The organism is Rhizobium sp. CRRU65 (assembly GCF_048551595.1).
Lineage (GTDB): Bacteria > Pseudomonadota > Alphaproteobacteria > Rhizobiales > Rhizobiaceae > Rhizobium > Rhizobium leguminosarum_J.
This window is the reverse complement of sequence record NZ_JBLYZH010000021.1, coordinates 83,322-102,499: the sequence shown is the minus strand read 5'-3', so window position 1 is coordinate 102,499 and position 19,178 is coordinate 83,322. Positions and strand designations below refer to the sequence as shown.

Sequence of the window (19,178 nt, the reverse complement as noted above, 5' to 3'; positions counted from 1 at the left end):
AGTGCATGCACTTGCACAGAAAATGTGCATATTCTCCCACCTTAGGCGTTGGTTCTTTTTTGCCCAGTGAAAAACAAGTCGCAGGCAGACGCACAGATCGCCGAATTGCGGCTGGCCCTGAGCTAGTTCCGGAAAGCCCCCGCCGGGACCGTCGTCACCAGCCGGATATCACGGCGGAAGTCCGATGGTGACATGCCGGCGATGTGGCGGAAGGATTTGTTGAAGGCGCTGATCGAGCCGAATCCACTGTCCATCGCCACTTGCAGTACGTTGGCGCCCTCGCTCATCAGCATCGCCTGGGCGCGCGACAGCCGCAGCAGCGTCACATATTTGCTGAGCGTCATGCCGGTCGATCGCTTGAACAGGTTCATCGCATATTTCGGATGCAGGTCGGCGGCGCGGGCGATATCGACCGAATCGATGTCATGCAGGAAATTGGCGGCGATGAAATCACACATGCGCGCGACGCTGCGCGAGGAATGCGGGTGCGGGTGATCACCTTCGAGACTGATGATGGCCTGCGACGTCATCGAATAAGGTTCGAGCGCGATCCGCTCAATGCGCAGCAGCAGCTCGTCGACGGCGTGCTGGGCCTTGGCCGCGTCGCCGGAATTGGCATAGCGGAACCAGCGGGCGAAGTTTTCGTTGTCGGCGGCATCCGTTGCCGAGGTCAGCAGCGTCTCACCCTTCATAAGCCGGCTGGAAACGCTGATCGGCAGGCGCAGCCGAAAGAAATAGACGAGCGGCAGATGGGCGCCGGCATAGAGCGAATCATCTGAGGATTCGTCCATCTGATGCGGCTGACCACCCCAGAAGAGGCACATTTCCCCGGCGTTCAGCCGGAATTCGTGATCGCTCATCCGGTAGTGCACGGTGCCGCGCATCACATAGTTGACTTCGACCTGCGCGTGCCAGTGCGGCATGGCCATTACAGGCGGATGGGCATGAAACATCTGCAGCGCTGTCGGCAAACCCTCGATGCTGCTCGCGCCGGGCTGATAGATTGCACGTGTCCCGACCTTACTTTCCGCCAAATTCATGTTCCCTTTTTAGGAGACACCCGCTCCCTTACAGATAGTCTAACCGCGTTCGTGAAAGATCGGCAATTGAAAAGGGAGGATTTTCAATGCGCTTCAAACTTCTCGCTGCGACCGCAGCTGTCGCAGTGCTTGCTTCCGGCTCCGCATACGCGCAGTCGGCCAATCTTACCATCTGGAGCTGGAATGTCGCCGCGTCGGCGTTGAAGTCCACGCTTCCAGGCTTCAACAAACAGTTTCCCGATATCAAGATCACCGTCGAGGACCTCGGCAACAGCCAGGTCTTCGATAAGACGCTCGCTGCCTGCGCCGCCGGCGGCGACGGTTTGCCCGACATCGTCAGCATCGAGAATTTCGAGGCTGAAATCTTCTGGAGCCGTTTCCCGGATTGCTTCGCCAATCTGAAGGAGCTCGGCTACACAGCCGATATCCAGGCGAAATTCCCTGATTTCAAGCGCACCGAGCTTGAAGTCGGCGATGTCGCCTATGCCATGCCGTGGGATTCCGGTCCTGTCGCCGTCTTCTACCGCCGCGATCTCTACGAAAAGGCCGGCGTCGATCCGAGCACGATCAGCACCTGGGACGATTTCATCGCTGCCGGCAAAAAGATTTCCGCCGCCAATCCCGGTGTCGTCATGGCGCAGGCCGACTTCAACGGCGACAGCGAATGGTTTCGCATGCTCGCCAACGAACAGGGCTGCGGCTACTACTCGACCGACGGCCAGAATATCACCATCAACCAGCCGGCCTGCGTCGCCTCACTGCAAAAGGTGAAGGAGATGAAGGATGCCGGGACGCTGACGTCGGCCAACTGGGACGAAAAGATCCAGGCCAATACCGCCGGCAAGGCCGCAAGCCAGCTTTATGGCGGCTGGTATGAGGGCACCGTGCGCTCGACCTCTCCCGATCTCAAGGGCAAGTGGGGCGTCTACAAAATGCCGAGCCTGACGGCCGATGGCCCGCATGCGGCCAATCTCGGCGGTTCGTCGCTCGCCATTTCGGCGACATCCGCGAATAAGGAAGCCGCCTGGAAATTCGTCAACTACGCCCTCGGCACGGATGAGGGCCAGATCACCATGCTGAAGGAATTCGGTCTGGTCCCGTCGCTGCTTTCGGCTGAGAAGGATCCCTTCGTCAATGAGCCGCAGCCCTATTGGGGCGGCCAGAAGGTCTGGGCGGATATTCTGGCGACACTGCCGAAGATCGTACCGAGCCGCGGCACCGCCTTCCAGAGCGATGCGGAAGCCATCTTCAAGGCGACGCAGACGAAGTTCTTCGCTGGCGGCTATCCCGATGCGAAGGCGGCTCTCGACGATGCCGCCAACCAGATCGCTTCGGCGACCGGCCTTCCGATCGCGCAATGAATGACGATGCCGGGCGCTTCAGGCGCCCGGCTTTCCCCCGGTTGCAAAGCGGCCGGTCATTCGTTCGTGAGGAGGAGGCTTGATGCCGTTCAGAACCCGGAGCGCCTATGCGTTCCTCGCCCCCTATCTGCTGGTCTTTGCCACCTTCTGGGTCTGGCCGATCATCAATTCGTTCCTGATTTCGTTTCAGAACACGCGAATCAATCCGTGGAAATTCAGTTTCCAGGCCAATTGGGGCCGGCTCTTCTATGACCCGGCTTTCTACAACGCTCTCTACAATACGCTGATCATCCTGGTGATCCAGGTGCCTGTGATGATTGCGCTTGCGACGGTCATGGCCGTAATGCTCAATTCGCCGCTGCTAAAAGCGCGGCCGCTCTTCCGCTTCGCCTTCTTTGCGCCTGTCGTCGTCGGCGAGGTCGCCTATGCTGCCGTCTTCCGGCTCATGTTCAGCCTCGATTTCGGCATCACCAACAAGCTGATCTCGGCCGTCGGTCTCAGCCCGGTCTCCTGGTTCGACAACGCCAATGCCGCCATGGCGCTGATCATCCTTGCCGTCACATGGCGCTGGGCGGGCTACAACGCGATCATCATCCTCGCCGGTCTGCAGTCGATTCCCGAGGACGTTTACGAGGCAGCGACACTCGACCGGGTGAGCAAGATCCAACAATTCTTTCATATCACCCTGCCGCTTCTGAAACCGATCATCCTCTTTTGCGTGGTTCTTTCGGTGATCGGCACCATGCAGCTGTTCACCGAGCCCTTCCTGATCACCAATCGTGGCGGTCCCGGCGGCGGCACCGAGACGCTCGGCCTGCTGCTTTATCGCCAGGGCTTCACCTCGCTGAACTTCGGCTATGCCTCGGCGATCGCCTATACGATGGCTGCCCTTGCCGTGGCGATCTCGCTTCTCAATCTCTGGGTCGGGAGGGATCCGAAATGAAATCCAGATCGCAATCCCTTCTGCTGCGCCAGATCGCGTTGCATGCCGCACTGGCGCCGCTTGCAATAATCTGGCTGTTTCCGCTCTGGATGATGTTCGTCTTCTCGACCATGCCCGACAACGGCATCTTCAGCCCTGACATCGTGCTCTGGCCATCGACGAATTTCGTCGAGAATTTCAAGAACCTGCAGGCCGATACCGATTTCATCGGTGCGATGGTGATCTCCATCGGCGTCGCGCTCATCTATACGGTCCTGTCGGTCCTGCTGACTTCGATGGCGGGCTGGGCCCTGGCGCGTTACCGTTTCGTCGGCCGCTCCATCGTCATCGCCATCATCCTCGGCACCATCACGCTGCCGTTTTCGGTGGTCGTCATCCCGCAATTCATCATGGTGGCCCGAGAATTCAAGCTGGCAAACACCTGGGTGGCACTGATCGTGCCACCGTTGTTCAATTCGCTCGGCGTTCTGTTCATGCGGCAGTCCTTCTCGATGATGCCGGGCGAGCTTTTCGATGCCGCCCGCGTCGAGGGCGTCAAGGAATGGCAGATCTTCCTGCGCATCGCCCTGCCGCTGGCGCGCCCGACCATGGCCGCATTGGCGATCATCCTCTTCCTCGCCTCCTGGAACAACTACCTCTGGCCGCTGCTGATCAATTCCAAACCGGGAATGATGACGGCGCCTGTGGCGCTCGGAACGCTGATCGGCCTCACCAAGGTCTCCTGGGGCGGCATCATGGCTGGCGCGGTGCTCCTGACGGCGCCGATCCTCGTCATCTTCGTGGCTCTTCAACGCCATTTCATCGCCGGCATCGCGGCCGGCGCAATCAAATAATCGGGCAAATAATCGGGAGGCTGCATGGCAGAGCTTTCACTCAGCAACATCGTCAAGCGCTTCGGCGGCTTTGAGATCATCCACGGCGCCAATCTGGAGGTGAAGGACGGCGAATTCGTCGTCTTCGTCGGCCCGTCCGGCTGCGGCAAGTCCACGCTGCTCAGGATGATCGCCGGCCTCGAGGACATTACGTCAGGCGAGCTTCAGATCGGCGGCAGGGTCGTCAACGACGTCGAGCCCGCCGATCGCGGCATCGCCATGGTCTTCCAGTCCTACGCGCTCTATCCGCACCTGACCGTCGAGGAAAATTTGAGCTTCGGCCTGCGCATGAATGGCAATCCGAAGGGCGACACCGAGCGGCGCGTGCGCCATGTCGCAGAGATACTGCAGATCACCGAGTTGATGAAGCGTCGGCCGAAGCAGCTTTCCGGCGGTCAGCGCCAGCGCGTCGCGATCGGCCGCGCCATCGTCCGCGAACCACAGGTCTTCCTGTTCGACGAACCTTTGTCGAACCTCGACGCCGAACTGCGCGTACAGATGCGCGTCGAGATATCAAGACTGCACAAGAAGCTCGGTACGACGATGATCTACGTCACCCACGACCAGACGGAAGCGATGACGCTCGCCGACAGGATCGTCGTGCTGCGCGCCGGCAATATCGAGCAGATCGGCGCGCCGCTCGACCTATACGATGATCCCGCCAATCAGTTCGTCGCCGGCTTCGTCGGCTCGCCGAAGATGAATTTCCTTAAGGCCGTGGTGGTTGAGACGCAGCCGGGCAGGGCGGTGATCGCGCTGGAAAGCGACGCCAATACCCGCCTGACGCTGCCGGTCGCCGATACCATCGAAGCCGGCGCAAAAGTGACGCTCGGCATCCGTCCCGAACATTTCGTCGATGCGGGCACGGGCGATGCCGACCTCACCGTCACCATCGACGTCGCCGAACACCTCGGCAATACCAGTTACATCTACGCCACCATAGGCCCCGAGCAACTGATCATCGAGCGGCCGGAATCGCGCGTCGTCGGCAATCGCGACACGCTGACAGTCGGCCTTCCCGCCAACCGCTCATTCCTTTTCGACGGCGCCGGCAAGCGGCTTCGCTGAACTAAAATCCCAGGACACAAAGACGAAAGAGGATTTTCCATGACTTCAGATCAACCGATCCGCTGGGGCATCATCGGCCCCGGCACCATCGCCCGCACCTTTGCCGATGGCGTCGCTCATTCGCGCACCGGCAGACTGGTGGCGATCGCCACCCGCAATCCTGCAAAGCCGGGTCTTGCCGAAGGTTTCCCCGGCGCCCGCATCGTCGATGGTTACGAGGCGTTGCTCTCCGATAAGGAGATCGATGCGATCTATATCGCCGTCCCCCACACCGGCCATGCCGAATGGGCGATCAAGGCGGCACGCGCCGGCAAGCACATCCTGGTGGAAAAGCCGATCGCGCTCTCGGCCTACGATGCCGAAGCGGTTTACTACGAGGCGAAAAAAGCCGGCGTGTTCGCCGGGGAAGCCTTCATGTACCGCGTGCATCCGCAGACGGAGAAGCTGGTCGAACTCGTCAAAAGCGGCGTCGTCGGCACCGTTCGCATCATCCGCTCGAGCTTCGGCTTCAACATGGGCAGCTATAAGCCGGAACACCGGCTTTTCGCCAACGACACCGCCGGTGGCGGCATTCTCGATGTCGGCGGTTATCCGGTCTCGATGGCCAGACTGATTGCCGGCGCCGCGGAAGGCAAGGCCTTCCTCGAACCGGAGAAGGTCTCGGGCGTCGCCCATCTCGGAGAGAGCGGTGTCGATGAATGGGCATCGGCCGTCCTCAAGTTCCCCAACGAGATCATCGCCGAAGTCTCCTGCTCGATCATGGCGCAGCAGGACAATGTGCTGCGCATCATCGGCTCGGAAGGCCGGATCGAGGTCCAGGACTTCTGGTTTGCCTCCGGCCACAAGGGTGGTGTCGGCAAGATCGAGATCTTCAAGGGCAGCAGCCGAGAAACCGTCGAACTCAGGGAGGATCGCTGGCTCTATTCCTTCGAGGCGGACGCGGCCGGCGATGCCATCCGCGCCGGCAAGACTGAATTCAGCTCTCCCGGCATGAGCTGGGCGGATTCGATCGGAAACCTGCGTGTGCTCGACCAGTGGCGTGCCTCGGTCGGCCTCGAATACGGCGTGGAAAAAGCCAGCAAACGCACGGCAAACATTGCCGGCGGCGCGATCGCGCGCGGCAATACCGTTCCGCAGCGTCAGATTCCTGGCATTTCCAAGCCGGCCTCGGTCGTTACACTCGGCTTCGAATTCTTCCCGAACTTCGCCTCTGCCTCGCTGACGCTCGACGCCTTTTACGAAGCCGGCGGCAATGCCTTCGACACGGCCTATGTCTATGGCGGTGGCAAGACAGAGGCGATCTTCGGTGACTGGCACACGAGCCGCAAGGTGGCTCGCGAGGAGATCGTGCTGATCGGCAAGGGCGCCCATTCGCCGCTCTGCTATCCTGATATGATCGCAAAGCAGCTCGACCAGTCGCTTGCCCGGCTGAAGACCGACTATGTCGACATCTATTTCATGCATCGCGACAATACCGACGTGCCCGTCGGCGAGTTCGTCGATGCCATGGATGCCGAGGTCAAGCGTGGACGCATCCGTGGCATATTCGGTGGCTCGAACTGGACAAGGGCGCGCTTCGACGAAGCGATCGCTTATGCCGAAAAGACCGGCAAGACGGCGCCGGCAGCGCTTTCCAACAACTTCTCGCTTGCCGAAATGCTCGATCCGATCTGGGCCGGCTGCGTTGCTGCTTCCGACGACGACTGGAAGAAATGGCTGAACGAGAAGCAGATCCCGAACTTTGCCTGGTCGAGCCAGGGCCGCGGCTTCTTTACCGACCGCGCCGGCCGCGACAAGCGAGATGATGAGGAGATTGTCCGGGTCTGGTATTCCGAGCGCAATTTCGGACGTCGCGACCGTGCTATCGAACTGGCAAACAAACTCGGCCGCAATCCGATCCACATCGCACTTGCCTATGTGATCGCCCAGCCTTTTCCGGTCATTCCGCTGATCGGGCCGCGCACCGTCGCCGAACTGGAAGACAGCCTCTCGGCGCTCGACATCAAGCTGACGCCCGATCAGGTGAAGTGGCTGGAAGGCTGAAGCAACAGCAAAGGGCGCGGTTTGAACCGCGCCCTTTGCTTTTCTACTTGTGCAGCTCGGAAGCTTTCTTCCTGGCCGCGTCGTCCATCAACTCGTACCACATGGCGTTGAGGACGGCGAAGGCTGCGGCCAGCGGCAGGCCGAGCATCCATGCAAAATACCACATCGTTTGGTCTCCCTCAGAGCAATTCCAGGAAAAGTGCGAAGCGCTTTTCCGTCCGGAATTGCGTAAAAACAAAAGGTTAGAGCGGTTCTCCTGAATCGCTCTAGTAAGCGTGGCTATTTTTATCAGTGATGGACTTCTCATCGACCTTGCCCCACAGAACCTTGTAGACCCAGGCCGTGTAGGCGAAGATGATCGGCAGGAAGATCGCCGTCACGACCAGCATGATGAACAGTGTCATATGGCTGGAGGATGCATCCCAGACCGTCAGGCTTGATCGCGGATCGAGCGAGGAGGGCAGGATGAACGGGAACATCGACAGGCCGACCGTCGAGATGATGCCAAAGATCGCCACCTTGCTGAAGAGCAGCGTCATGACCTCGCGCCTTGCCCGCATAGCAATGAAGGCCAGTGCCGCGCCGACGAAGCCGAGGACGGGCGCGATGATCATCCAGGAATGAGCGGCGTAATTGGTAAGCCACGCGCCTTTCTCCAGCGCCACGGTCTTCAGCAGCGGATTGGAGGGGCCGATCGGGCTGATATCGCTGGTGATGCGATAGCCACCGACGCCGATCCACAGGAAGAGGCCGCCGAGTGCGAAAAGCACGATGACGGCAAGGGCGGCGATGCTGCCATAGCTTCTGGCACGCACTGCGACCGGGCCACTCGATTTCAACACCAGCCATGCCGCACCATGCATCGTCAGCATGGCTAGGGAAAGCAGGCCGCAGAGCAGAGCATAGGGGTTGAGCAGGGCGAAGAACGAGCCCTCATAGAAGATCCGCATATCGTCGGCAAAACGGAAGGGCACGCCCTGCAGCACGTTGCCGACGGCTACGCCGAAGATCAGCGACGGCACGAAACCGCCGATAAAGAGCGCCCAGTCCCAGCCGCTCCGCCAACTGGCGCTTTCCCGCTTCGACCGGTATTTGAAGCCGACCGGGCGTAGGATGAGCGCGAAGAGGATCGCGAACATCGCCAGATAGAAGCCCGAGAAGGACACCGCATAAAGCGGTGGCCAGGCAGCAAAGATGGCGCCGCCGCCGAGGATCAGCCAGACCTGATTGCCCTCCCAGGTGGCGCCGATGGTGTTGATCGCCACGCGCCGTTCCGTATCGGTCCGGGCGACGAAAGGCAGAAGCGTGCCGACGCCGAGATCGAAACCGCCTGTCGTCGCAAAGGCGATCAGCAGGATGCCGAGTAGCAGCCACCAGATGAGACGCAGGGTTTCATAGTCAATGAGTTCGTGAAGGATCATGGCAGGTCACTCCGCGGCCGGGACGAGGGTTTCGGAAATCAGAACCGCTTCCGGCTCGTCGTCCGGCTCCGGTCCTTGCTTGATTGCCTTGATCATCAGGCCCATCTCGATGACGATCAACACGGTATAAAGTGCGCCAAAACCGATGATGGTCAGAAGCACGGTGCCGGCGCCGAGGCTGGAGACGGCTGCTGCCGTCGGCAGCACGCCTTCGATCACCCAGGGCTGGCGGCCGAACTCGGCGACGACCCAGCCGAGCTCGATGGCGACCCAAGGCAGGGGGATCGCCAGCACGGCAATCCTGAGAAGCAGCGGATATTTGTCGAGATGGCGGCGCGCCGACAGCCAGAAGAAGGTGGCGGTCAGCAGGATGAAGAAGATGCCGAGGCCCACCATGATGCGGAAAGACCAGAAGAGCGTCGGCACGTGCGGGATCGTATCACGCGCGGCCTGAACGATCTGCTCGTCGGTCGCCTGGCGCGGATCGTCGACGTAGCGCTTCAGCAGAAGAGCGTAGCCCAGATCATGGCCGAGATCCTCGAAGGAAGTACGCACTTCCTGCGCAACCTGACCCTGTGCCGGTGCCGAACGGATCTGCATCAGCGCGTCGTAAGCCTTGATGCCGTCGCGGATCCGGGTTTCGGCCTGCTGTTCGAGCTTGTCGATGCCGGGGATTTCGGTGGTCAGCGAGCGCGTGCCGATCAGGCCCATGACCCAGGGAATGTGCACGGCAAAATGCGTCTCGCGCGCCTCCTGGTCGGGGAAGCCGAAGGCGGTGAAGGCTGCCGGCGCCGGTTCCGTCTTCCACATACCCTCGATCGCGGCGAGCTTCATCTTCTGGTTCTCGGTGGCGAGATAGCCGCTCTCGTCGCCAAGCACGACGACTGATAGAGCCGAAGCGAGACCGAAGGAGGCGGCGACCGTCATCGAACGCTTGGCAAGCTCGATATGTCGACCCTTGAGGATATACCAGGCAGAAACACCGAGCACGAAGATCGAGGCGCAGACATAGCCCGCCGACACGGTGTGGACGAATTTCGCCTGGGCAACGGGGTTGAAGACCACGTCGAAGAAGCTTGTGATCTCCATGCGCATCGTCTGCGGATTGAGCGCCGATCCGACGGGGTTCTGCATCCAGCCATTGGCAATCAGGATCCAGAGGGCAGAAAAGTTCGAGCCCAGCGCCACCGCCCAGGTGGCGACCAGATGGCCGACCTTTGACAGCTTGTCCCAGCCGAAGAAGAACAGGCCGACGAAGGTCGCCTCGAGGAAGAAGGCCATCAAGCCCTCGATCGCCAGCGGCGCGCCGAAGATGTCGCCGACATAATAGCTGTAATAGCTCCAGTTCATGCCGAACTGGAATTCCATGACGATGCCGGTGGCGACGCCGAGCACGAAATTGATGCCGAACAGCCCGCCCCAGAATTTGGTCATCTGCCGCCAGATCTGGCGGCCGGTCATGACATAGACGGTTTCCATGATCGCCAGCAGCACGGACAGGCCGAGCGTCAAGGGCACGAACAGGAAGTGGTAAAGCGCCGTCAGCGCGAATTGGAAGCGCGATAACGCGACGATATCTAGTTCCATTGTTTTTCTCCCACGGTCCCACGGGGTACAAGGCGTTCCTCAGCACCGGCCGGCGCGTGAGGGTATGCAGTCTAGCTCTAGTCCGGCCGAAGCCGGTCGAGCGCCTTTTCGAACGCCGCCTCTCCACGGCCCGAAACTTCTATGATGCGGCCGCCTTCAATGACGGCGATGCGGTCGGCGATTGATGCCTCCCGGCGGATATGCGTGGCGATCACCAGCGAGCGGTCCGTCGCCATGGCCGACAGACGGCTGAGCACGTCGCGGGCGGTGACTCCATCGAGGCCCTCGGTCGGCTCGTCGAGCAGCCAGAACGGCGTGTCGCGCAGGAAAAGCCGGGCAAGCGCCAGCCGGCGCGACTGGCCACCAGAAAGACCGAGCCCGCCTTCGCCGAGCCGGGTATCGATCCCCTGCGGCATGGCCTCGATATCGGCAAGCAGGCCGGCGGTGGCAAGCGCTTCACGAAGCCGGGCCTCGCTCGCATCCGTGTTCGCAAGGAGCAGGTTGCCGCGCAGGCTGTCCTCAAAAAGTTCCGTCCGTTGCGTGAGCAGCGTCGCCGTCATCGCGGCAACATCTCCCGTCCTTGCCGGCAATTCACCGGAAAGGAGAGCAAGCAGGCTCGACTTACCGGCACCGCTGCTGCCGATGACGGCGAGGCGTTCGCCCCGTTGAAGCGCAAGTTCGATATCCTCGAGCGCCGGCACGGCGGAGTTTTCATGGAAGGCTGACACCTTCACCAGCGAAAAAGCGCATCCCGGCAACGGCGCCGGCAATGGTTCGGGTGCCGCCGCGACGGCAAGCCGCGGCGCGATGCGCCGTGCCGCAAGCAGCGTCCTGCCGAGCTCCAGTGCGCCACGGCGCAGCGCCGCAAAGGGTTCGACTGCCGCAAACGCGACGAGCAGGCCGAGTGCCGCGACAGGAGCGGTAATCACCTTCGTTTCCGCAAGGACCGCGACGGCAAGCAGCGCTGCTGTCAGCAGCACGGTGGAGACAAGGCCGAAGCCGAATGTCAGGCGGGTCTCGACGCGGTTCAACCGGTCGTCGGCGCGGCCGGCGTAACGATCGGCTGCGGCAATCGCCTCCCTTTGCGCGGCAACCCGGCCGGCCATCAGCAGATCGGTCTGGCCGGCAATGAGATCGATCGTTCGCGACCGTAGCGCCTCGATGCCATGGGTGCGTCTGCGGGCATGTTTGCGCGCCGCCCGGCCAGCGATCAGCGGCAGGCCCAGGCCGGCACCGGCGAGAAAAAGGCCGAAGCAAAGACCGAACAGGGGATGCATCAGCCCCAGCACCACGCTTGCCGCCAGGGCTGCAGCGATCGCGACCGCAGCCGGCACGAGAATGCGCAGGTAGAGGGAATCGAGCGCATCGATATCGGCCGTCAGCCGGAAAAGCAGCCGTGCGGGACGATGCAACAGGGTGCGAGCCGCACCCGGCTCGGCAAAGCCACGAAACAGCCTTTCGCGCAGGGCGGCGAGCACACCGAGCGTTGCATCGTGGGTCGCAAGCCTTTCGCCGTAGCGCGCGGCCGTACGGACAATGGCAAGCAGGCGGATGCCGGCTGAGGGCGCAAAGACGTCGAAGGTGATGACGGCAGCGGCTGAAAGGCCGGCGAGCGAGGTGGCGGTGATGAACCAGCCGGACAGTCCGAGCAGGGCGATGCCAGCCGTCACCGTCGCCGCCGAAAGTGCTGCGCCGAGCAGCAGCGCACGCCGGCGCTCGGCAAGGAACAGATGCAGAATCGGCTTGAGGTCTGCAGCAGATCCGCTCATTCGGCGGCCTCCCTTATAACGATGTCGGCATCGACGCGCATGGCGCGATGCATGCGGGCGGCAAGCAACGGATCGTGAGTCGCAACAATAAGGGTGCGGCCCCTGGCGAGCAAAAGCAGGCTCTCGGTCACCTCGGCGGCGGTAGTAGCGTCGAGATGTCCGGTCGGCTCGTCGGCCAGGATAATCCGGAGATGCGGATTGCAGGCCGCCCGCGCAATCGCAAGCCGCAGCGCCTCGCCGCCGGAAAGCCCGATCCCGCCTTCGCCGAGCGGCCGGTTGCCATAGGCGGCGGCGACTTTTCCGAGCCTGGCGGCGTCGAGCGCATCCGTCACGTCGTCGCGCAGGATACCAGGCCTGCCGAGTGCGACATTGCCGGCGATGGTGCCGGCAAAAATATGCGGTCGCTGGCCGATCCATGCCATGCTGGCCCGCAAGGCATGGGCGCTGTCATCCACAAGTTCGACGCCGCCGATGATGATGCATCCGCCGGTGCAGGGCACTAGTCCTGAAATCAGCGAAAGAAGCGTCGACTTGCCGGAACCGCTGGCGCCGAGAAGCGCCAGATGTTCGCCAGCGGTGATATCGAGGTTGAAACCGTCAAGGATCAACGGTTCGCCGGCGTCGTAGCGAAAATCGACATTCTCAAGACGAATGGCCGGCGCCTCGGCGACGGCAGATACCGCCGGCGCGACGTCGGCTGCACCTCGAATGGACAGGCGGCCGGCAGCGAGGGCGTCCAGGGCCTTCAGCGCCGCCTCGCCGGCCGCCCGATCGTGCCAAACAGCGGAGAGTTCGCGCAGGGGCTCGAAGAAGGCCGGCGCGAGCAGCAGGATGAACAGTCCCTCGGTCAGGTCGAGCCGGCCCACCCAAGTGCCGAAGCGAATTTCGCCGAGCAGGCTGAAACCGACATAGACGGCAATCATCGCCACGCCGAGTGCGGCGAAAAGCTCGAGCACCGCCGAGGAGAGAAAGGCGATCTTCAGCACCGCCATGGTGCGCGTACGCAGCGACTCCGCCTCCCGACGCAGCCGTAGCGCGGTTGCATCGACTGCGTCGAGCGCACGGATGGTCGCCAGTCCGCGTAGCCGATCGAGCAGGAAGCCGTTGAGGCTGCCGGTCGCGACGAGTTGCCTTTCGCTGGCCGCCTGGGCGCGCCAGCCAATCAGCGACATGAAGATCGGGATCAGCGGCGCGGCGAACAGCAGAACCAGCACAGCGATCCAGGAGACCGGAAGGATGAAGGCAAGGATGACAAGCGGCACGAGGCTCGCCTTCATCCGTGCCGGCTGGAAACGGGCGAGATAAGGCACGATCAGTTCGGCCTGCTCGCCAATGACACTTGCGGCTTTGCCCGAGGCAGGCCGGCCGCGATCGACCGGCGACGACACGGAAAGTGCCGCGACGGCGATCTGGCGCCTGCGGCTGAGTTCGGCGCGGGCGGCTTGAAAAGCTAGGCGACCGCCGGCCGCGTCGAGACAGCTTCTTGCAAATCCGAGGGAGAGGATGCCGAGGGCTGGCCAGAGAACGTCATGCAATCCGCCGCCATCGGCGATGCGGCCGACCGAGACGGCAAGCAATGCCGCCTGCGGGATCCAGACGGCGGCGGCCAGCGCCTGCAGCATTGCCGCCCTGCGCAGCCCGCCTTTGACATTATCGGGGCGGGTGACAGGCGAGACTGTATCGCCGTCCGGCACCGGCTCGGCGCCCCGTCCGTCCTTCGCGTCGAAGAAAGCAGTGCCCATGGCGCTAACTCTTGTTCGCAGGATTTGGCCGGCGGCTGCGGCCGAGCGAAACGACCCGGTCCTTGGCCTCCAGAAGCTTGGTCACTTTCGCGCCCAGCGAGAGTAGCGTTGCGAGCCTTTCTGTTTCAAGTTGTTTTACGTCTTCATACCAATGCGTCAGTTGCTCGATCAGCGTGTGCATCTCGCTCATCCGTTGCTGCGCATGCCGCTCGGCGTCGCTGGCCGGCCGCTGCATCAGGATCTCTCGCAGAACCGACAGCGTCGGATCGACTTCGCGCTTCTTTCGCTCCTCGGCAAGCGTCCTCAATATCTGCCAGACATCATCAGGCGTGGTGAAGAAATCGCGACGGTCGTCCGGCTTGTGTTTCAGGATGACAAGGTTCCAGGCCTGCAGTTCGCGCAGGCTCATCGAAACATTGGAGCGCGAGATGCCGAGCGACTCGGCGATCTCTTCGGCGCAGACCGGCGCGGGCGAGACGAAGAGCAGGGCATAGATCTGGCCGACCGTGCGGTTGATTCCCCAGCGGGACCCCATTTCGCCGAAGTGGAGAACGAAGGACTGGACGAGAGGCGGAAGGTTCATGGTCGTTTCCGTTGCGTCTGTGATTTCAGAAATTTCTGAAATCACTATACTGACTTTCGCGTCTCGCCGGCAATCGGCAAGGCAGGCCTGCGTCAATTTGGATGTCCGTTCGTTGATGGTGGGCTAAAGCGCGTCGCGTTCAATCGGATTCATGCGACGCGATTTAGTCTTTGTTTTAATGCATGTTGTTATCCCAAAACCGCTGCACATTTTTGGGCAACATGCAGTAGATATAGCCGGGTGCGGCGCAGGCCGATTTGACTTGGATCAAGTCTACAGCACTTGCAGCGATGGCGCAGAAACGCTCGGCAATGCGCGGTGCATGCCGAGCGTTCTGGTTGGATCGTAATGTCTTGGTGGCTTTACTTCCTGATTTCAATTGAAGCCGTAAGCCCGAAGTGGTTATCGAGGCGCACCGCCTTGAGATTGTTTCCACAATGTTTCCGTGATGTACTTTACATATTGCTAAAGTAGTGTTCAGCTAACCTCGGGGATCAATCCCGCCGGGATGGCCACGCAAACAGACTTACATATACATTTCTGTTTCGAATAGCTTCGCTCAGGGCTCGGCAATACACCCTCAGCCATCGGGCCGCAGGTGCAACAGAATACGCAGCTGTTGATTTCAATGGAGGGTATTCGCAATGACCGCTAATCTTAAATCCGTAACCGGGGCAGCTGCAGTTGTAGCCGGCGTCTTGGCAGTCGGCTTGTGTCACCCAGTCTGGTCGCAGGAGGCCGAACACACTGATATCGGGGATCTCGACAAAGAAAAAGCCGCGCAGCTTTTCCCGAAACAGCGGCCTTATTCGCCTTACGCCGACAGAAATTTTCCAACGCGCCCCTTCTTTGGGGACACGCACCTTCACACCTCATTTTCGATGGATGCCGGAGCCTTCGGCGCGAGGATAGGTCCCCGGGACGCATATCGGTTTGCCAGGGGCGAACAGATCACAGCTTCCTCGGGACAGCCTGCGAAGCTTTCGCGTCCTCTGGACTTCCTGGTGGTCGCGGACCACTCCGACAACATGGGATTCTTCCCCGATCTGTTTGCCGGCAAACCAAACTTGCTCGCCGATCCGACGGGGCGCAAATGGTACGACATGTTGCAATCGGGCAAGGGCGCGGACGCCGCGATCGAAATTATTGTCGCGTTCTCCCACGGCAAGTTCCCGAAAGACCTCATGTATTTTCCGGGAACCGACTCCTATCGAAGCGCCTGGCAGGACACGGTCGCTGCCGCAGAAGAATTCAACGAGCCGAACCGCTTCACGGCCTTCATCGGTTATGAATGGACCTCGAATACCAACGGCAACAACCTGCATCGCAATGTTATTTTCCGGGACAATGCTGACAAGGCAAGCCAGGTCGAGCCGTTCACTGTGTATCCGCCATTTGGCAGCGACAATCCTGCCGATCTTTGGAAATGGATGGCGGGCTACGAGCAGAAGACGGGAGGTCGGGTGCTGGCAATCGCGCATAACGGCAATCTCAGCAATGGCCTGATGTTTCCCATCGTCGAGCAGTTCGGCAAGAAGATCGACGTGGATTATCTCCAGACCCGCGCCAAGTGGGAACGTCTCTACGAAGTGGCGCAAACCAAGGGATCAGGTGAGGCACACCCCTTCCTGTCGCCGAACGACGAGTTCGCGGACTTCGAAATCTGGGACAAGGGCAATCTGGACGGTAGTGTGGCCAAGACGAACGAGATGCTCGAATTCGAGTACGCGCGTTCTGCTTACAAGAACGGGATGAAGCTCGAACAGCAGCTCGGCACCAATCCCTACAAGTTCGGGCTGATCAGCAGCAGCGACGCCCATACCGGGCTCGCCGCAATGGAGGAAGACAACTTTTTCGGCAAGACGACGCCGCAAGAGCCTAGTCCACATCGCATGACGGCGACTTTCGTCGACAACAAACAGACTGGTGTCAAGATCATGGACTGGGAGGTGTCTGCGGCGGGCTACGCGGCCGTGTGGGCCACAGAAAACACCCGGGCCGCTGTGTGGGATGCTATGCAGCGCAAGGAAACCTATGCGACGACTGGCCCGCGGATGGTGGTTCGCTTCTTCGGAGGATGGGATTTCGAGGCAAAGGACGCGCAGAACCGTATGCCGGCAGAGATCGGCTATACAAAGGGCGTGCCGATGGGCGGTGATCTCACCGCGGCACCGACCGGCAAGGTGCCGACATTCCTGGTTGCCGCCCTCAAGGACCCGATCGGAGCAAACCTAGATCGCTACCAGATCGTCAAGGGATGGTTGGACAAGGACGGCAATGCGCAAGAAAAGGTATACGACGTCGTCTGGTCCGATGACCGGAAACCTGCTGCAGATGGGAAATTGCCTCCTGTCGGCAATACGGTGGATTTATCGACCGCCACGTGGACAAATACGATTGGTGATCCCGAACTTATGGCTGTTTGGAAGGACCCGGAATTCGATCCGACGCAGCGGGCGTTCTATTACGGCCGGGTGATCGAAATCCCCACACCCCGATGGACTGCCTACGACGCATACCGCTTCGGCGTAAAGCCTCTGCCCGGCACCGCAATGACGCTGCAGGAGCGCGCCCTTACGTCACCGATCTGGTACAACCCGTCATGACGACGTGAACGTGGTAGGATGGCTTGAAAGAGGTGGCGGCGTTCGATTGCCACCTCGTCAATCTGGGAGTCACCCGCGTTTTCGTACCAGGTCTAAAGCGCGTCGCGATCTTTCAGATTCGCTCATCGCGCTTTAGGTCTTGGTTTTTACGCATGTCGTGAGCGCAAAACCGCTGCACATTTTTGCGCGACATGCATTAGCAATCAATGGCCGGAGGGCCTGCCTCATGCTCATCCGTAAAGTCCTGGTTGAACCCCTGTTCCACTTCCTGATTCTTGGCGTCGTCGTCTTCAGCCTCTATACGCTGACACGTCAGCCTATGACTGTTGGAGAGGATCTGGCCATCGTTGTCGACGAGGGCCAACTCGCACGCATGTTCGACACCTATTCCCGCACCTGGCAACGTCCACCGACGGAGGACGAATTGAAGGGACTCGTCGAGGGTTACATCAAGGAGGAAATCTTCTACCGCGAGGGTCAGAAGATGGGTCTCGCCCAGGACGATACCGTCTTCCGGCGGCGCATGCAGCAGAAGATGGAATTTCTGCTCGAGCCAAGCGTCGAGGAGCTGGCGCCAAAACCGGGGGAACTCGAAGCCTATTTCACGGCGCATGCGCAAGACTACCGGCTGCCTGAAAAGCTCGCCTTCCGGCAGATATTTTTCAGGAGCGAACGCACGGGTGACAAAGGCGATCTGAGCGCAACCGCGGTGCTTTCGAAACTCAAATCCGACGCCGCGTCGATTGATATGACCTCTCTCGGCGACTCCTCGCTCCTGCCGGAGAGGACGGTGCTCAGCGACGCCGAACTGATCGCGACCAGCTTCGGTCAAGACTTCGTGTCCGAACTGGCGTCCGCGCCTGAAAACCGATGGTACGGGCCGATCCGGTCGGCATACGGCGTTCATCTTGTCTTCGTTTCAGAACGGCTCATGAGCCATCCGCCCGCACTTTCCGACGCTGGGACCGCAGTGCTTGCAGATTGGGAAAGTGCCCGACGCAAAGACATCGCTGACGCACGCTATGCGGCGATGAAGAAGCAATACGACATCGAGATCAACTGGCCGCGAGACATCGACACATCGCCGATCAAGACGTCGAGTCTGCCATGAGCCGCATCCTCGGTCTGTTTTTTGGGTGTTTACTTTGGGCCACTTGTACTGCCAACGCCCATGAACTTCGCCCGGCCTTTCTCGAAATCAACGAGATCGCGCCGGAAAGCTATGCGATCACCTGGAAGGTGCCGGCGCGCGGTGAATACAAAATGGCATTGTCTGTTCACTTGCCGGACGCTTGCCAGCAGATGACCGACCCGGTCGGAGGCTATATCGACACTGCCTATGTCAGCCGATGGCAAGTAAAATGCCCAGGCGGGCTCAGTGGCAAAACTGTATTCATCGGCGGACTATCATCGACATTTACCGATGCGCTGGCAAAGCTAACCAACCTGGACGGCACGACCCAAACAAGCCGCATCGCCCCTTCCGATCCGAACTTGACGATCGCTAAAAGCCTGACGCCCTGGGGCACGGCAAAGACCTATTTCTTCCTCGGCGCCCAGCATATCCTGGAAGGCGTCGATCACCTGCTGTTTGTCTTTGCTCTGTTGCTGCTGATCCGCAACCCGCGAATGCTGCTGCTTACCATCACCTCATTTACCGTGGCGCATTCGATCACGCTTGCAATCGCCTCGCTGGACGTCGCCCGACTCCCACAGCCGCCCGTCGAGGCGCTGATCGCATTGAGCATCATGTTCGTCGCTGCCGAGATCATCCGAAGCGGTCGCGGCAGGCGCGATCTTTCCAGCCGTTATCCCTGGATTATCAGTTTCGTGTTTGGCCTCTTGCATGGCTTCGGCTTTGCCGGCGCGCTACGGGAAATCGGCCTTCCACAGAAAGATGTGCCTTTGGCCCTGTTCACGTTCAATCTGGGGGTGGAAGCCGGTCAACTGGCTTTCGTCGCGATTGCACTGCTCGCCGTGGGCAGCTTTAGGCTTGTACGTTTATTTGATTTTTCGCGCATGCACTTCTGGCTTGCCTACCTGATCGGCACCGTCTCGGCCTTCTGGTTCGTGCAGCGTGTGGCTGGTTTTTAGCCGACAAATCGCCACTAGCGCATCGGCCTGAAAATCAGAATCGGTTTTC

Annotated in this window: 15 protein-coding genes; 8 read left to right on the top strand and 7 right to left on the bottom strand. The window is 60.7% G+C overall.

Translation table 11 applies throughout. The features are described from left to right. Positions 1-122 precede the first annotated feature (122 nt). The gene (locus tag ACM5SV_RS31990) at positions 123-1,040 is read right to left on the bottom strand and encodes a helix-turn-helix domain-containing protein (protein WP_012760012.1); all 918 of its coding nucleotides are present in this window, start codon (positions 1,038-1,040) and stop codon (positions 123-125) included. Positions 1,041-1,126: 86 nt separating this feature from the next. On the opposite strand from ACM5SV_RS31990, the gene ACM5SV_RS31985 reads away from it, so the two are divergent. The 5 genes from ACM5SV_RS31985 (at position 1,127) to ACM5SV_RS31965 (ending at position 7,327) form a co-directional block, all read left to right on the top strand. After that, positions 1,127-2,401 carry an extracellular solute-binding protein gene (locus ACM5SV_RS31985; RefSeq protein ID WP_017997227.1) on the top strand — a complete coding sequence of 425 codons (1,275 nt, stop codon included), beginning with the start codon at positions 1,127-1,129 and terminating at the stop codon, positions 2,399-2,401. Positions 2,402-2,483: 82 nt separating this feature from the next. Further along, a complete protein-coding gene (locus tag ACM5SV_RS31980; protein WP_222017783.1) occupies positions 2,484-3,344 on the top strand; it encodes a carbohydrate ABC transporter permease in 861 nt (286 codons plus the stop codon). Beyond that, complete coding sequence (locus ACM5SV_RS31975) at positions 3,341-4,177, top strand: carbohydrate ABC transporter permease (protein WP_012760015.1); 837 nt, start codon at positions 3,341-3,343, stop codon at positions 4,175-4,177. Before ACM5SV_RS31980 ends, ACM5SV_RS31975 begins: the two co-directional genes overlap by 4 nt. Positions 4,178-4,201: 24 nt before the next feature. After that, on the top strand, positions 4,202-5,284 hold the full coding sequence (locus ACM5SV_RS31970) for an ABC transporter ATP-binding protein (protein WP_012760016.1): 1,083 nt from the start codon (positions 4,202-4,204) through the stop codon (positions 5,282-5,284). A gap of 39 nt (positions 5,285-5,323) precedes the next feature. Next, positions 5,324-7,327, top strand: coding sequence for an aldo/keto reductase (locus ACM5SV_RS31965; RefSeq protein ID WP_221975080.1), 2,004 nt, complete (start codon positions 5,324-5,326; stop codon positions 7,325-7,327). A 43-nt stretch (positions 7,328-7,370) separates the two neighbouring features. On the opposite strand, the gene cydX is transcribed toward ACM5SV_RS31965, so the two are convergent. From cydX to ACM5SV_RS31935, 6 genes are all read right to left on the bottom strand, one after another. Continuing rightward, positions 7,371-7,493, bottom strand: coding sequence for a cytochrome bd-I oxidase subunit CydX (gene cydX / locus ACM5SV_RS31960; RefSeq protein ID WP_222017785.1), 123 nt, complete (start codon positions 7,491-7,493; stop codon positions 7,371-7,373). 100 nt (positions 7,494-7,593) lie between these two features. Next, positions 7,594-8,748 (bottom strand): cytochrome d ubiquinol oxidase subunit II, encoded by a 1,155-nt coding sequence (gene cydB / locus ACM5SV_RS31955; protein WP_222017787.1) that lies wholly within the window; start codon positions 8,746-8,748, stop codon positions 7,594-7,596. Positions 8,749-8,754: 6 nt separating this feature from the next. Then, positions 8,755-10,335, bottom strand: a complete 1,581-nt coding sequence (locus ACM5SV_RS31950; RefSeq protein ID WP_222017788.1) for a cytochrome ubiquinol oxidase subunit I — start codon at positions 10,333-10,335, stop codon at positions 8,755-8,757. A 77-nt stretch (positions 10,336-10,412) separates the two neighbouring features. Beyond that, positions 10,413-12,104, bottom strand: coding sequence for an amino acid ABC transporter ATP-binding/permease protein (locus ACM5SV_RS31945; protein WP_222017790.1), 1,692 nt, complete (start codon positions 12,102-12,104; stop codon positions 10,413-10,415). Beyond that, positions 12,101-13,846 (bottom strand): thiol reductant ABC exporter subunit CydD, encoded by a 1,746-nt coding sequence (gene cydD, locus ACM5SV_RS31940; protein ID WP_222017792.1) that lies wholly within the window; start codon positions 13,844-13,846, stop codon positions 12,101-12,103. Before cydD ends, ACM5SV_RS31945 begins: the two co-directional genes overlap by 4 nt. 4 nt (positions 13,847-13,850) lie before the next feature. Then, the gene (locus tag ACM5SV_RS31935; protein ID WP_026157699.1) at positions 13,851-14,429 is read right to left on the bottom strand and encodes a GbsR/MarR family transcriptional regulator; all 579 of its coding nucleotides are present in this window, start codon (positions 14,427-14,429) and stop codon (positions 13,851-13,853) included. Between the two features lie 644 nt (positions 14,430-15,073). Here ACM5SV_RS31935 and ACM5SV_RS31930 point away from each other — a divergent pair. The 3 genes from ACM5SV_RS31930 to ACM5SV_RS31920 all read left to right on the top strand — a co-directional run bounded on the left by ACM5SV_RS31930 (position 15,074) and on the right by ACM5SV_RS31920 (position 19,129). Next, positions 15,074-17,035 carry a DUF3604 domain-containing protein gene (locus tag ACM5SV_RS31930; protein WP_222017795.1) on the top strand — a complete coding sequence of 654 codons (1,962 nt, stop codon included), beginning with the start codon at positions 15,074-15,076 and terminating at the stop codon, positions 17,033-17,035. A 226-nt stretch (positions 17,036-17,261) separates the two neighbouring features. Then, a complete protein-coding gene (locus tag ACM5SV_RS31925) occupies positions 17,262-18,146 on the top strand; it encodes a peptidyl-prolyl cis-trans isomerase (protein ID WP_128449559.1) in 885 nt (294 codons plus the stop codon). Further along, positions 18,143-19,129 carry a HupE/UreJ family protein gene (locus ACM5SV_RS31920; RefSeq protein ID WP_222017796.1) on the top strand — a complete coding sequence of 329 codons (987 nt, stop codon included), beginning with the start codon at positions 18,143-18,145 and terminating at the stop codon, positions 19,127-19,129. Before ACM5SV_RS31925 ends, ACM5SV_RS31920 begins: the two co-directional genes overlap by 4 nt. Positions 19,130-19,178: the final 49 nt, after the last annotated feature.

What these genes read in the sequence shown, in the direction of transcription:
- ACM5SV_RS31920 (WP_222017796.1), top strand. Translation starts at nt 18,143, where the DNA reads ATGAGCCGCATCCTCGGTCTGTTTTTTGGGTGTTTACTTTGGGCCACT.
- cydX (WP_222017785.1), bottom strand. Translation starts at nt 7,493, where the DNA reads ATGTGGTATTTTGCATGGATGCTCGGCCTGCCGCTGGCCGCAGCCTTC.
- ACM5SV_RS31990 (WP_012760012.1), bottom strand. Translation starts at nt 1,040, where the DNA reads ATGAATTTGGCGGAAAGTAAGGTCGGGACACGTGCAATCTATCAGCCC.
- ACM5SV_RS31985 (WP_017997227.1), top strand. Translation starts at nt 1,127, where the DNA reads ATGCGCTTCAAACTTCTCGCTGCGACCGCAGCTGTCGCAGTGCTTGCT.
- ACM5SV_RS31930 (WP_222017795.1), top strand. Translation starts at nt 15,074, where the DNA reads ATGACCGCTAATCTTAAATCCGTAACCGGGGCAGCTGCAGTTGTAGCC.
- ACM5SV_RS31965 (WP_221975080.1), top strand. Translation starts at nt 5,324, where the DNA reads ATGACTTCAGATCAACCGATCCGCTGGGGCATCATCGGCCCCGGCACC.
- ACM5SV_RS31970 (WP_012760016.1), top strand. Translation starts at nt 4,202, where the DNA reads ATGGCAGAGCTTTCACTCAGCAACATCGTCAAGCGCTTCGGCGGCTTT.
- ACM5SV_RS31935 (WP_026157699.1), bottom strand. Translation starts at nt 14,429, where the DNA reads ATGAACCTTCCGCCTCTCGTCCAGTCCTTCGTTCTCCACTTCGGCGAA.
- ACM5SV_RS31975 (WP_012760015.1), top strand. Translation starts at nt 3,341, where the DNA reads ATGAAATCCAGATCGCAATCCCTTCTGCTGCGCCAGATCGCGTTGCAT.
- ACM5SV_RS31925 (WP_128449559.1), top strand. Translation starts at nt 17,262, where the DNA reads ATGCTCATCCGTAAAGTCCTGGTTGAACCCCTGTTCCACTTCCTGATT.
- ACM5SV_RS31945 (WP_222017790.1), bottom strand. Translation starts at nt 12,104, where the DNA reads ATGAGCGGATCTGCTGCAGACCTCAAGCCGATTCTGCATCTGTTCCTT.
- cydB (WP_222017787.1), bottom strand. Translation starts at nt 8,748, where the DNA reads ATGATCCTTCACGAACTCATTGACTATGAAACCCTGCGTCTCATCTGG.
- ACM5SV_RS31950 (WP_222017788.1), bottom strand. Translation starts at nt 10,335, where the DNA reads ATGGAACTAGATATCGTCGCGTTATCGCGCTTCCAATTCGCGCTGACG.
- ACM5SV_RS31980 (WP_222017783.1), top strand. Translation starts at nt 2,484, where the DNA reads ATGCCGTTCAGAACCCGGAGCGCCTATGCGTTCCTCGCCCCCTATCTG.
- cydD (WP_222017792.1), bottom strand. Translation starts at nt 13,846, where the DNA reads ATGGGCACTGCTTTCTTCGACGCGAAGGACGGACGGGGCGCCGAGCCG.